The organism is Streptomyces sp. SD31 (assembly GCF_052068475.1).
Classification (GTDB): domain Bacteria; phylum Actinomycetota; class Actinomycetes; order Streptomycetales; family Streptomycetaceae; genus Streptomyces.
This window is the reverse complement of record NZ_JBQHCX010000004.1, coordinates 444,043-456,909: the sequence shown is the minus strand read 5'-3', so window position 1 is coordinate 456,909 and position 12,867 is coordinate 444,043. Positions and strand designations below refer to the sequence as shown.

Genomic DNA, 12,867 nt, shown 5'->3' with positions numbered 1-12,867 from the left:
CGGCGTGCGGGGCATGAACGCCTCCCCGTACGACAGGAATCGCCCATGCGCACCGCCCCCCGTCGCCTCCTCTCGGCACTCGCTCTCTCTCCCCTCCTGGTCGGCTGTTTCGCGTCGGGAGAGGCCGACTCGGGCACGAACGCGGGAGCAGGGGCGGCCGAGCGACTGCGGGTCGCGCTCGCGGTGCCGCCCGTGCAGGCTCTGTCGCCGTACAGCAACGACGCCACCGTGCTGAGCAAGCTGTCGGTGGCCGAGGGCCTCACCGCGCTGGACAAGAACGGGGCCGCCGCACCCGCCCTCGCCAAGTCCTGGAAACAGGTCGACGCCACGACCTGGACCTTCGAGCTGCGCAAGGCGACTTTCCAGGACGGCACCGAGGTCACCGCCGAGTCCGTCGTGAACGCGCTCGACCACGCGGACTCCGCCGAGGTCAAGCCGCGTGTCCTCAGCGACGTCACCCTGACCGCGAAGGCCGACGACGCCGACACCGTCACCCTCACCACCAAGGCCGCCGACCCGGTGCTCCCGCTGCGGCTGGCCAGCCCCGCACTCGGCATCCTCTCCGCCAAGGCGTACGCGAAGGACGGCACGGTCAGCCCGGTCGGCACCGGCACCGGCCCCTTCGAGATCACCAAGCTCACCGGCAAGACCAAGGCCGCCCTGGACCGCTACGACGGCTACTGGGGCGGCAAGGCCAAGGCGTCCGGCATCGACGTGACCTGGATCGCCGACGGCACCGCCCGCGCCAACGCCCTGCGTAGCGGAGACGTCGACATCGCCGAGTGGATCCCCACCGCCCAGGCCGAGTTGCTCGCCGCCGACACCCGCCACGAGGTGCCGTCGGTACGCACCGACAGTCTGGTACTCAACACCCGCAGCGGCATCTTCACCGACGCGTCGCTGCGCGCTGCCGCCCGCGAGGCCGTGGACGGGGCCGCCCTCGTCGACTCCGTCTTCGGCGGCTACGCCGATCCCGCGCAGGGGCTGTTCGGGCCCGCCGTCTCCTGGGCGGCCGACGACCGCGTCGAAGTGACCGGCCGCGCGAAGGCCGCGACCGCGGCCCAGCTGAAGGCGAAGACCCAGGGCAAGACCCTGCGCCTGGCCACCTACACCAACCGCGCCGAACTCCCCGAGGCCGCCACCGTCCTCCAGCAGCAACTGGAGAAGGCCGGGTTCACCGTGAAGCAGGACGTGCGCGAGTACACGCAGATGGAGGCCGACCTGCTCGCGGGCAAGTACGACGCGCTCGTCTTCTCCCGGGTGACGCTCCTCGACACCGGCGACGCGGTCGCCTACCTCGCCAGCGACTACACCAGCGACGGCGTCTACAACATCGCCGGGCTGAAGGACAGCAAGGTCGACGCAGCCATCAAGTCCGCCGCCGGGGAAGGCGACACCGACAAGCGCCGGCAGAAGATCATGGCGGCCGAGGCGGAGATCCTGCGCACCGACGCCGTGCTGCCGCTCGTCCACGAGAAGGTCGTCCAGGGCATCGCCACCGATGTCGAGGGCGTACTCCTCGACCCGCGCGAGCGCTCCCTCGTCGACGTCGACACCCACCTGAAGTAGCGGCGGATGAGCGCCACTTCGGCCGAAGTCGGCCCCGAGCCGTCCTGGTGGCGGGCGGGGGCCGGCCGCATCGCCGCCGGGGCCGCGCTGCCGGCGGCCGTCGCCCTGCTGCCGTGGCTGTCCGGCACCGACCCCGCCCTGACCGTCCTGCGCGCCCGCTCCGCGGACCAGGATCCGACCCCGGCGCAGCTGGCCGCCGTACGCGAGGAACTCGGCCTGGACCAGGGGCCGTTGAGCCACCTGCTGCACTGGCTGGGCGGGCTGCCGCACGGTGACGCGGGCACCTCCTGGGTGTCGGGCGAACCGGTCCTGCCCCAGGTGACCTCCGCCTTCGCGGTCTCCTTCACGCTGATGCTCGGCGCGCTCGTGGTGACGGTCGCGGTCGCCGCGCTCATCAGCGCCCGCACCCTGTACCTCGGCTCCCGGCGCCGGTTGCGGCGGCGGTCCGGCACGGCAGCCGCCGTCCTCGCCGCGCTGCCCAAGTTCCTGCTCGCCTCGCTGCTGGCCACGGTGTGCGGGGTGTGGCTGGGCTGGTTCCCCTCCAGCGGCTGGGAGGGACCGGCGTCGATGGTGCTGCCCTCGCTCGCCCTGGGGGTGCCGTCCGGGGCGATGATCGGCGGGCTCGTCGAGCGGTCGCTGCCCGCTGCCTTCCAGGAACCGTGGGCGCGTACCTGGTACGCCTTCGCCTTTCCGCGTGGCCTCGTCGCCCGCACCGCGCTGCGCCGGGCACTGGCCGGGGTGCTGCCGCAGCTCCTGCCCACCGTCGTGGCGCTGGTGGGGGGCGCGGTCGTGGTGGAGAAGATCTTCAACATTCCCGGGCTCGGCCGCCTCGCCCTCGACGCCGCCATCGCGCAGGACCTCCCGCCCCTGCAGACCGCGACGCTCGTCCTGATCCTCCTCGGCGTCGCCGCCGGCCTGCTTCTCCAGGCATCTCGCCGTGCCCTCCTGGGCCCCGCCCTCCGGGCCGGCGGCCTGTCCGCCCCGCCTCCGCGGGCCCTCCCGCGACAGCGCTCCACCCACTGGATCGCCGCATCCTGCGCCGCCGCCCTCCTCGCTCTGGTCGTGGCCGGACTGCTGCGCGACCCCTTGGACGTGGACACGGCGGCTCGCCTGCTACCCCCGTCGCTCACGCATCCGCTGGGCACCGATTCGCTGGGCCGTGATCTGCTGGCCCGGCTGGGCCACGGAGCCCTGCGCACGGCCGGCGTGGCCCTCGCGGTCACGGCGGTCAGTGCGGTCCTCGGGCTACTGCTCGGCATGGCCGGACGGGTGAGCGCGGGCCTGACCGAAGTGGTGTCGACGCTCCCGGCCGTCCTGGCGGGCCTGTTGACCACGGCCGTGACAGGACCCTCGGTGTGGGGTGCGGCATGCGCGGTGTGCCTGGTGGGCTGGACCCCGTACGCCGCCCAGACGGCGGCACTGCTCGAAGAGGAACGAGCCAGCGGCCACATGCTGGCCTCGCTCTCCTTCGGCGCCGGCCCGCGCTATCTGCTGCGCCACCACTACGTGCCCGCCGTCCTGCCCGCCCTCGTGCGCAACGCGCTGCTACGACTGCCCACCGCGGTCCTCGTCCTGGCCTCCCTCGGCTTCCTCGGCCTCGGAGAACAGCCGCCCACCCCGGAGTGGGGCCGCCTGCTCTCGGAGAACCAGCCGTACGTGGAACTGGCCCCCTGGACCGTGCTGGCGCCGGCCGGCGCACTCATCCTGCTGTCCGTCCTCGCCGTGACGGGGACGGCTTCGCGATCCCGCAAGGGGTGACGCGTCAGGTCCAGTACGTCCTACGGGACGACATCCGGCACTTCAGGTGCCGCGCGGAGGTCTGCTGATCCTGTTGCGGGCCACCAGCTCCAGTACGACCGCGACCGCCACGGCCTCCACGGCCAACAGTGCGACCAGGACGAACAGTTGGACCGCTCCGGCCATCAGGGGTGAGGCGCCGCCGAGGAGCATGCCGATGAACGCGCCGGGCAGCGTGACAAGCCCGACCGTTCTGGTCTGGTCGAGTGCCGGGATCAGCGCCCCGGCGGCCGACTGCCGGGCTATCTCCAGCCGTGCCTCCCGGTCCGGGAACCCGAGGGACAACGCGGCCTCGACCTCACCATGTCGTGTCTCCAGCTCCTCCAGCGCACGCCGTCCGGCAAGCACCGTCGCGGTCAGCGCGCCCCCGATGAAGATGCCGGTGACGGGGATCAGGGCGATGCCCTTGACCGGGAGCAGCCCGATGGCCACGAGCAGCAGGACGACCGGGAACACGGCGACACCGATGGGTACGGCGGCCCACCACCAGGCGCGGTTGCCGTTGCCGATGATGCGGCGGCCGGCCGTCCACGTCGCCACCGCGAACATCACGGCGACGAAGGCGAAGAGCAGCGGACGCGAGCCGAACGCCCAGCGGACGACGACCGCGACCGCAGCCAGCTGCACGGTCGCGCGAAGACCGGCGGCGGCAATCGCACGGGCGTGTCCGAGCCGGGCCAGCGCCGCCACCGCGGCCCCCGCGACGAGCAGCACGGCGAGCGCGACGCCCAGGGTCGGGTTCACCGGGAGCAGGGTGGAGGCCGACGTGGTCACGGGCCCTGCCTGGTCCGGTCCGCTCAATGGGCGTCCTTGTCCGTCTCGCAGCCGGCGACGTACGTGGCCGCCACCTCGATGCCACCGATCCGGGAGGGATCGACGCGCCGAGGGTCGTCGCCGAGCACGACCAGGTCGGCGCGCTTGCCCGGGGTGAGACTGCCCGCGTCGTCCTCCCAGTGGCAGGCGAAGGCGCCGTTGACGGTGTAGGCGCGCAGGGCCTCCTCGACGGTGATGCCCTCGTCCGGGCCGATCACCTGGCCGGACTCGGAGGCGCGCTCGACCATGAACTGGACGGCCCGCAGCGGGGATCCGTCCGTGACCGGCCTGTCGGAGCTGCCGACCAGGGTGATGCCGTGGTCCAGGAAGCCCCTTCCCCGGTACAGCCACGGTGCCCGCTCCTCGCCCATGATCGCCGCATAGTCGTCGCCGAAGTAGCGCAGGAAGTTGGGCTGGACGACCGCGCTCACCCCGAGCCGCGCGAAACGCGGGAGCTGGTCCGGGCGGATCAGCCCGGCGTGCTCGATGCGGTGCCGGGCACCGGGGCGCGGCCGAAGGCGCTGGGCCTTCTCCAGTGCGTCCAGCGCCACGTCCGCCGCGCGGTCGCCGATGGCGTGGACAGCGAGCTGCCATCCCGCGAGGTGGCCGTCCACGATCGTGTCGGCGAGCACCTCCGGGTCGTCCTGCAACTGGCCCGTGTGGTCCAGCCCTTCGTACGGGCTGCTGAGCGCGGCGGTGCGGGCCATCATGCCGCCGTCGGTGTAGATCTTCAGGGCGCCCACGGAGAGCCAGTCGTCGCCGAACCCGGTGCGCAGACCGAGGTCGAGGGCCCTGGGGATGCCGTCGGACTCGTGCGCGGCGACCGGGCTCAGTCGGTCGGCGGCCACCATGAGCTGCACGCGCAGCGGCAACAGGCCTTTCTCCCGGGCGAGTTGGTAGGCGCCCAGCTCCACGGGACTGTGGCCGAAGAGGGTGCCGCCGATGCCCGCCTCGGCGCAGGCGGTCACCCCCTCCGACAGGCAGGTCCGGGCGGCGCGCCCGATCGCCTCGGCCAGTTCCTCCTGGGAGTACGGCAGGCGCAGCGCACGGGCAGCGCCCATCGCGCCCTCGGCGAGGAAGCCGTGCTCCTGGGGGATGTCGGCGGGAAGCAGGTCCAGGACGGCGGTGTTGACGACACAGCCGTGCCCGGAGTCGTGCAGCATGAACACCTTGCGTCCGTGGCTGACCTTGTCCAGTTCGGCGGCCGTCACATGGCGGCCCAGAGCCCGCTGGTCGTAGCCGGCGATGCTCACCCACGCGCCGGGCGGGCCCTTCCGGATGACGGCTTCCTCGACGATGGCCAGTACGTCGTCGATCCGCGTGCACCCCGCGATGCTCGGGGTGTTCTGCTTGAAGCCGGTCCAGGCCAGGTGCACGTGGGCGTCGATGAACCCGGGCAGCACGGTGGCGCCCTGAAGGTCGATCACCTCGCGCGCGGGCAGGAAGGTCACGGCCTCGTCGAGGCCCACGATCCGGCCCTCCCAGATCCCCAGGTCGTGGGCGACCGGGTGGTCCGGGTCCATGGTGAGGAAGCGGGCATTGGTAAGCCGGGTGCTGAGCATCAGCGGTGTCCCCCGTGGGTGTCGGCCATCGCGGCGGCGGCCGCGTCTTCACGGACGGGCCGTTTGGGCGCAGCCGGCACCATCAGCGGCGTACCGGTCTCCGGGTCGTCGATGATCCGGCAGGGCAGACCGAAGACGTCCTCGACCAGGTCGGCGGTCATGACGGTCGCCGGATCGCCCTCTGCCGCGACCTCGCCGCCGGCCCGCATCACGATCAGATGAGTGGCGTAGCGGCACGCCTGGTTCAGGTCGTGCAGGACCGCGACGACGGTGTGCCCCTTGCCGGCGTGCAGGGCGGCGCACAGGTCCAGCACCTCGACCTGGTGTGCGATGTCGAGGAATGTGGTGGGTTCGTCGAGCAGCAGCAGGGGGGTCTGCTGGGCGAGCACCATGGCGAGCCAGACGCGCTGGCGCTGACCGCCGGAGAGGTCGTCGACGGGCCGGTCGGCGAGGTCGACCACGCCGGTCCGGCGCATCGCCTCGATGACGGCGGCCTCGTCCTCGGCGGACCACTGCTTCAGCAGCCGCTGGTGCGGGTAGCGCCCGCGGGCCACGAGGTCGCCCACGGTGATGCCGCCCGGCGCGTTGGACGACTGAGGGAGCAGCCCGAGGCGGCGGGCGACCTCGCGGGTGCGGTACGACGCGATGGCGGCGCCGTCGAGGTACACCTGTCCCGCCCGGGGTTTGAGCATCCGTGCCAGCGCCTTGAGCAGGGTGGACTTGCCGCACGCGTTCGGTCCGACGATCACGGTGAAGGAGTGGTCGGGGATGTCGACGCCGAGACCGGTGGCTACGGTCCGCTGGTCGTACGACAGCGTCAGGTTCTCGGCCCTCAAGCGCGGTGCCGGGGTGTTCGTTCCTGTCATGCGCGGCTCTTTCGGGACTCGGTGACCAGCAACCAGATCAGGTACAGCCCGCCGAGCGTGCCGGTGGCCGTACCGACGGGAAGGAGGGTGGGCGCGAACAGACGCTGTACGGCGAGATCGCTCGTGGTCAGCAGTACGGCCCCCATGAGAGCGCTGGGCATCAGGGCGGGGCCGGATGCACCCGTCACCCTGCGGGCGAGTTGGGGCGCGGCCAGGGCGACGAACAGGATGGGACCGGCCACGGCGGTGGCGAACGCGGCCAGGGCGACGCTGATGACGAGCAGGGCGGTGCGGGTGCGGGCCACGTCGACGCCGAGCGCGGTCGCCGTGACGTCGCCCATCTCCACCATGGACAGGCGGCGGGCCAGCAGGAGCGCGGGTGGGAGGAGTACGGCGACGGCGAGGCCGATGGCGCCCGCGTGGGTCCAGCCGCGGCTGTTCAGGCCGCCGATGAGCCACGCCTGGGCCTCGATGGCCTCCTGGAAGGTCGCCCGGGTGACGAGGTACGAGTTGACGGCCAGCAGCAGGGCGCTGACGCCGATGCCGATGACGACCAGCCGGAAGCCCTGCAACCCGCGCCCGAGCATGAGCAGGTACACCGCGGCGGCGGTGGCGAGGCCGCCGATCAGCGCGCCCCACGCGATCTGGGTCATGCTGCCGTGGAGCACGATGATGACGACCAGCGCACCGACGGCCGACCCGTTGGTGAAGCCGATGATGTCGGGGCTGCCGAGCGAGTTGCCGGTCAGGCTCTGCAGGATCGCCCCGCTGACCGCGAGCGCCGCGCCGACGCACACCGCGGTCACCAGGCGCGGCATGCGCAGGGTGTTGACGATGAAGTCGGCGCCGGGATCTCCGTTGCCGGTGAGCGCGCGCACGACCTCGCCGACGGACAACTCGAAGTCCCCGGTGGTCAGGCTGACGCCCATGACGGTGACGAGCACGGCGAGCAGCGCCACCGTCACGACCACGGCGCGCCCCTGGACGCGCAGCGACATGCCGCCTCGCCGGGTGCGGATGACGACCCCGCTGACGACCCGGGCGGGCACGGTGCCGTTGCCGGCCCGGTCCGGGTGCTCGGCGGGGGCGAAGGTCCCTGTCTTGCGGACGGCACTCACAGCATGACCAGCTTTCGACGACGGCACAGCGCGAGGAACAGCGGTGCGCCGAGGAACGCGGTGACGATCCCGACCTGGAGCTCACCGGGGGCACCGAGCAACCGGCCCAGGACGTCCGCGCCGATCAGCAGCACGGGCGCGAGCAGCATGGAATACGCCATCACCCACCTCTGGTCGGGGCCGACGACGAATCTGGCGATGTGCGGAACCACGAGGCCCACGAAACTGATCGGACCCACCGCGGCGGTCGCCGCGCCGCACAGCAGCATCACCGCGATCGCGCCCAGCACCCGTGTCCGGCCGACGTTCACGCCCAGGGCGCGTCCCGTCTGGTCACCCAGGGCGAGGGCGTTGAGCGAAGGGGCGAGCCCCAGGGCAATGAGGAGGCCCACCGCCACGAAGGGCAGGATGACGTACAGGACGTCGAAGTAACGGCCTGTCAACGCCCCCACCGTCCAGAAGCGGAACTCGTCGAAGGCGCGCGGTTTCAGCAGCAACACCGCCGAGTCGAGGGCGTACAGCACGGCCGTCACCGCCGCTCCCGCGACGACCAGCCGGTCGGGCGTGGCCAGCTTCCGTCCGGAGGAGCCCAGCAGATAGACCACCACCGATGTGACGGCCGCTCCGGCGAACGCGAACCACACATGACCCAGGACCGAGCCCACTCCGAGGAACGCGATGGCCGCCACCACCCCGGTGGCGGCCCCCTGGCTCACACCGAGCAGACCGGGGTCGGCCAGCGGGTTGCGGGTCAGTGCCTGCATCAGGGCGCCGGACAGCCCGAGGGCCATACCGACAAGGAGACCGAGAAGGGTGCGGGGGATGCGGTAGTCGTGGATGATGACCGAGGTTTCCGACCCGTCAGGCTGCCACAGCAGACTCCAGGTTGAGGTGAACGGGATGCCCCTGGTACCCACCCACACGCTGACCAGGCCGACCAGGACAAGGGCGCCGCACGCGATGAGGAGTCCCACGCCGCGTAGAGCGGCTACTGTCCGCCGCGTTTCGGGCACGACCGGACCGGCGGCCTGGCTCCCGGACGCCGCCTGGGTTTCGACCGACAACGACAACTCCCCCTGGCGGCGTTCGCGAAGTTCGTACAGGTCACTTGAGAGGGCGACGCACGAACAACAGAGCGTTACTTAGGTGAGCCTAACTGTGAGCGGGTCAACCGGTCAACGGGCCGCCGCAGAACGGGACATGAGGACTGAGCGCCCGGCTCGCCGACCAGCCGGGCTCACAGGCGACACCGAGGAGACTCCTTATTTAGAGTAGCCTTACCTAACCATCTGACCTTCCGCGGAGGTACCGCATGCCGGCTGGAGGACCAACGGGGGGCCACGTCCTCCGGGGAGCGATCAGACGACAGCGCCGCCGTCTCGTCACGGCGTCCCTGCTCGGGATGACCCATCAGACGTGCGAGGCCCTGGTGCCCGTCGTCATCGGCGTGATCATCGACTCGGCGGTGGCCACCGGCTCCACCGGCGCCCTGCTGCGCCGGCTGCTGCTCCTCGCCGCACTCTTCCTCGTCCTGTCCACGTGTTACCGGACCGGAGCCCGGATCACGGAGAGCGCGGGCGAGAAGGCCGCGCACGAGCTCCGGCTCGAACTCGGCACCAGGGTGCTCGACCCGCGCGGCGGCGCCGACGCGGACCGGCTGCCGGGCGAGTTGACCAGCATCGCCACCAACGATGCCAAGCGCGTGGGCGGGGCGGTGACCGTGCTGCCGTACGGCGCCGCGGCCCTCGCCGCCCTCGGGGTCAGCGCGGTGCTGCTGCTGCGCATCTCGGTGCCGCTCGGGCTGCTCGTCCTGCTCGGGATTCCGCCGCTGCTGTGGCTGGGGCATCGCATCAGCCGCCCGCTGGAGCAGCGCAGCGAGACCGAGCAGGAACGCGCCGCGCACGCCTCCGGCGTCGCCGCCGACCTCGTCGCCGGACTACGCGTGCTCAAGGGCATGGGGGCCGAAGCGGCCGCCGTGTCCCGGTACCGGCAGACCAGCCAGAACTCACTGGCCGCCGCACTGCGCGCGGCCCGCAGCCGGGCCGGGCACGAGGGCGCCGTACTCGCCCTGACCGGTGTCTTCATCGCGGCTATCGGCCTGGTGGGCGCTTACCTGGCGATGCGTGGCTCCATCAGCGTCGGCGACCTGGTGGCGGCTGTCGGGCTCGCCCAGTTCCTCCTCGGCCCCTTCCAACTCCTCACCTTCGTCAACGCCGAGTTCGCCCAGGGCCGCGCCTCGGCCCGCCGGATCGCCGAGGTGCTGGCGGCGCCCGCCGCCGTGGAGCCGGGGGGCGCCACGCCTGCCGACCCGGTCGCCGGGGGCATCCGGCTGCGCGGTGTCGTGCTCGGTGCGCTGCGCGGGATCGACCTCGACCTGCCGGCCGGCAGCCTCACCGGCATCGTCACCCGGGACCCGGCAGGGGCGAACGACCTGCTGCACTGCCTGGCCAGGGAAACGGACCCGGCCGCGGGCACGATCGAACTCGACGGCGTGCCCCTGACCGACCTGGACCCCGACGCCCTGCGCCGCTTGATCCTGGTCGCCCCGCACGACGCGGACCTGTTCGAGTCCAGCCTGCTGGACAACGTACGGGCCGGAGCCGACACGGCTGAGGCGGACCTCGAACCGGCCCTTGCCGCGTCGGCGGCCGACGACGTGGCCCGCCTGCTGCCCGAGGGCGTGAACACGGTGCTCGCCGAACGCGGACGGTCCCTGTCCGGCGGCCAGCGGCAACGCGTCGCGCTCGCCCGGGCGCTGGCCGCCGAACGCCCCGTGCTGGTCCTGCACGACCCGACCACCGCGGTGGACACGGTGACCGAGTCGAGGATCGCCGCCCGGCTGCGGGACGTCCGCCGCGGCCGCACCACGGTCCTGGTCACCACCAGCCCCGCGCTGCTCGCGATGACCGACCGGGTGGTGGTACTGGACGAGGGCATGGTCACCGCCGAGGGCAGCCACGCCGAACTCGTCACCGCCGACGACAACTACCGTGCGCTGGTACTGGCATGACGTCTCCGTACGGCGCCGAAGTGACCGCAACCGAACGGACCGACCGAGGACGGACCCAGAAGACGATGAGCGACGCCAGTCCCGTGGACCGCACGCTCCTGCCGACCGCCGGCGGCACCGAAACCCTGGCCGCGCTCCGCACCCTGCTGCACGGCCACCGTCTCCCGGCGGTGACAGCCCTCGGCGTGCTGGTGGCCGGCACCGGCATCGGCCTGCTCACCGCTCCCCTGCTCGGGCACGTCGTCGACCTGGTGGTGGAACAGGAGGGCACGCACGCCCTGGTGCTGCCCACGGTTCTGCTCATCGCGGTCGCCCTGGGGCGGGGGGCGGCCACCGCGGTGGGCAGCGCGCTGGTGGCCCGGCTCGGCGAGACGGTTCTCGCGGCCCTGCGCGAGCGATTCGTCGAGCGGGCCCTCGGACTGCCGTTGGAGCGCGTCGAGGAGGCCGGCTCGGGTGACCTCGTCTCCCGGGTGACGGGCGACGTCTCCGTGATCACGAAGTCGGTGCGCCAGGCGCTGCCGGAGTTCGCCCGCTCCGCGCTCACGATCGTCCTGACGTTCGTCGGACTCGCCGTACTGGACTGGCGGTTCCTGCTCGCCGCCCTGCTCGCGCTGCCCGTCCAGTTCTTCTCGGTGCGCTGGTATCTGCGCCGGGCCGCACCTGTCTACGCGGAGCACCGGGTGGCCACGGGCGCGCTCCACCACCAGCTCCTCGACAGCGTCGGCGGGGTCCGCACGGTACGCGCGTTCCGGCTGAACCGCGTACACGGGGGCCTGCTGGAGCAGCGGTCCCGGACGGCCGTGGACCTTGCCCTGCGCGGCATCCACACGGTGACCGGGTTCTTCTCCCGGCTCAATCTCGCCGAGTTCATCGGTCTGAGCGGGGTGCTGGTCACCGGCTTCCTGCTGGTCGACAGCGGTTCGGTGAGCATCGGTACGGCGACCGCGGCGGCGCTGTACTTCCACAGTCTGTTCAACCCGGTCAACGCCGCGCTGTTCCTCCTCGACGACGCGCAGTCCGCGGGCGCCAGCCTCGCCCGCCTGGTCGGTGTGTCCAACCTGGCCGGGGAACCGGAGTCCGACGGACAGGCGGCGCCGGTGGACGGCTCGGTGAAGGTCTCCTCGCTCGACTACGCCTACGTGTCCGGCCATCCGGTGCTGCGCGAGGTCGACCTGGAGGTGGGCAGCGGAGAACGGATCGCCCTGGTCGGCGCGAGCGGGGCCGGGAAGACCACGCTGGCCAAGCTGATCGCGGGCGTCCACCAGCCGTCCGGCGGCACCATCAGGCTGGGCGGGGTCGACGCCGTGGAGCTGGGCCCGGCGGGCGTGCGCCGCGCGGTGACGCTGATCAGCCAGGAGGTGCACGTCTTCGCCGGACCACTGGCCGAGGACCTGCGGCTGGCCCGCCCGCAGGCCACCGACGAGGACCTGCGAACGGCCCTGGCGAAGGTGGGGGCGTTGGAGTGGGCGGAGGCGTTGCCGGAAGGGCTGGCCACGGTCGTCGGCGAGGGCGGTCATCGCCTGACGGTGACTCAGGCCCAGCACCTGGCCCTGGCCCGCCTCGTCCTCGCCGACCCGCCGATAGCCATCCTGGACGAGGCCACCGCCGACGCGGGCAGCGCCGGCGCCCGAGTCCTGGAGACCGCCGCCCTCCGGGCGCTGGAGGGCCGTACGGGCCTGATGGTGGCGCACCGCCTGCCCCAGGCCGCGACTGCGGACCGGATCGTCGTCCTCGATGAGGGCCGGGTCGTCGAGACCGGCACCCACGAGGACCTCGTCGCGGCGGGCGGCCGGTACGCGGCGCTGTGGGCGGCGTGGTCGGCCGGCCGGGAGGACGGGCAGACCGTGGCGGAACAGACGGCCCCGGGGAGCTGAGCGGCTCGGTCTCCCTCCGCGGGCGGCCGCCGCCTGTCAGCCGATTCAGCCCTGCTGCGCGATCAGGCTCGCCGGGCGCAGGTCGGTCCAGTGAGACTCCACGTAGGCGAGGCAGGCTTCGCGCGTGTCCTCGCCGAAGGCGGTCCGCCACCCGGCCGGAACCTCGGCGAAGGACGGCCACAGTGAGTGCTGGTTCTCGTCGTTGACCAGTACCAGGAAGCGGCCCTGCGGGTCCTCGAAGGGGTTGGTCGTCATGCG

Annotated in this window: 10 protein-coding genes; 4 read left to right on the top strand and 6 right to left on the bottom strand. The window is 72.5% G+C overall.

Going from position 1 to position 12,867, the window contains the following annotated elements:
* Positions 1-45 precede the first annotated feature (45 nt).
* Positions 46-1,569, top strand: a complete 1,524-nt coding sequence (locus tag ACTMVF_RS11820; protein ID WP_441270899.1) for an ABC transporter substrate-binding protein — start codon at positions 46-48, stop codon at positions 1,567-1,569.
* Between the two features lie 6 nt (positions 1,570-1,575).
* Positions 1,576-3,327, top strand: a complete 1,752-nt coding sequence (locus ACTMVF_RS11815) for an ABC transporter permease subunit (RefSeq protein ID WP_441270898.1) — start codon at positions 1,576-1,578, stop codon at positions 3,325-3,327.
* Positions 3,328-3,369: 42 nt separating this feature from the next.
* On the opposite strand, the gene ACTMVF_RS11810 is transcribed toward ACTMVF_RS11815, so the two are convergent.
* From ACTMVF_RS11810 to ACTMVF_RS11790, 5 genes are read right to left on the bottom strand one after another with little or no spacing between them, the layout of a single operon-like run.
* On the bottom strand, positions 3,370-4,140 hold the full coding sequence (locus tag ACTMVF_RS11810) for an ABC transporter permease (RefSeq protein WP_441270897.1): 771 nt from the start codon (positions 4,138-4,140) through the stop codon (positions 3,370-3,372).
* Positions 4,141-4,163: 23 nt separating this feature from the next.
* Positions 4,164-5,741, bottom strand: a complete 1,578-nt coding sequence (locus tag ACTMVF_RS11805; protein ID WP_441270896.1) for an amidohydrolase — start codon at positions 5,739-5,741, stop codon at positions 4,164-4,166.
* A complete protein-coding gene (locus ACTMVF_RS11800) occupies positions 5,741-6,607 on the bottom strand; it encodes an ABC transporter ATP-binding protein (RefSeq protein ID WP_441270895.1) in 867 nt (288 codons plus the stop codon). Before ACTMVF_RS11800 ends, ACTMVF_RS11805 begins: the two co-directional genes overlap by 1 nt.
* Positions 6,604-7,725: a FecCD family ABC transporter permease gene (locus tag ACTMVF_RS11795; RefSeq protein ID WP_441270894.1), complete on the bottom strand. Its 1,122-nt coding sequence runs from the start codon at positions 7,723-7,725 to the stop codon at positions 6,604-6,606. Before ACTMVF_RS11795 ends, ACTMVF_RS11800 begins: the two co-directional genes overlap by 4 nt.
* Positions 7,722-8,789: a FecCD family ABC transporter permease gene (locus tag ACTMVF_RS11790; RefSeq protein WP_441270893.1), complete on the bottom strand. Its 1,068-nt coding sequence runs from the start codon at positions 8,787-8,789 to the stop codon at positions 7,722-7,724. The genes ACTMVF_RS11795 and ACTMVF_RS11790 overlap by 4 nt, the downstream gene beginning before the upstream one ends.
* Positions 8,790-9,037: 248 nt before the next feature.
* Here ACTMVF_RS11790 and ACTMVF_RS11785 point away from each other — a divergent pair, with 248 nt between their 5' ends.
* Both ACTMVF_RS11785 and ACTMVF_RS11780 read left to right on the top strand, forming a co-directional pair.
* Positions 9,038-10,735, top strand: a complete 1,698-nt coding sequence (locus ACTMVF_RS11785; protein ID WP_441270892.1) for an ABC transporter ATP-binding protein — start codon at positions 9,038-9,040, stop codon at positions 10,733-10,735.
* Between the two features lie 65 nt (positions 10,736-10,800).
* The gene (locus tag ACTMVF_RS11780; RefSeq protein WP_441270891.1) at positions 10,801-12,609 is read left to right on the top strand and encodes an ABC transporter ATP-binding protein; all 1,809 of its coding nucleotides are present in this window, start codon (positions 10,801-10,803) and stop codon (positions 12,607-12,609) included.
* 45 nt (positions 12,610-12,654) lie between these two features.
* On the opposite strand, the gene ACTMVF_RS11775 is transcribed toward ACTMVF_RS11780, so the two are convergent.
* The gene (locus ACTMVF_RS11775) at positions 12,655-12,864 is read right to left on the bottom strand and encodes an MbtH family protein (RefSeq protein WP_217212979.1); all 210 of its coding nucleotides are present in this window, start codon (positions 12,862-12,864) and stop codon (positions 12,655-12,657) included.
* Positions 12,865-12,867: the final 3 nt, after the last annotated feature.

What these genes read in the sequence shown, in the direction of transcription:
- ACTMVF_RS11820 (WP_441270899.1), top strand. Translation starts at nt 46, where the DNA reads ATGCGCACCGCCCCCCGTCGCCTCCTCTCGGCACTCGCTCTCTCTCCC.
- ACTMVF_RS11815 (WP_441270898.1), top strand. Translation starts at nt 1,576, where the DNA reads ATGAGCGCCACTTCGGCCGAAGTCGGCCCCGAGCCGTCCTGGTGGCGG.
- ACTMVF_RS11805 (WP_441270896.1), bottom strand. Translation starts at nt 5,741, where the DNA reads ATGCTCAGCACCCGGCTTACCAATGCCCGCTTCCTCACCATGGACCCG.
- ACTMVF_RS11800 (WP_441270895.1), bottom strand. Translation starts at nt 6,607, where the DNA reads ATGACAGGAACGAACACCCCGGCACCGCGCTTGAGGGCCGAGAACCTG.
- ACTMVF_RS11785 (WP_441270892.1), top strand. Translation starts at nt 9,038, where the DNA reads ATGCCGGCTGGAGGACCAACGGGGGGCCACGTCCTCCGGGGAGCGATC.
- ACTMVF_RS11780 (WP_441270891.1), top strand. Translation starts at nt 10,801, where the DNA reads ATGAGCGACGCCAGTCCCGTGGACCGCACGCTCCTGCCGACCGCCGGC.
- ACTMVF_RS11775 (WP_217212979.1), bottom strand. Translation starts at nt 12,864, where the DNA reads ATGACGACCAACCCCTTCGAGGACCCGCAGGGCCGCTTCCTGGTACTG.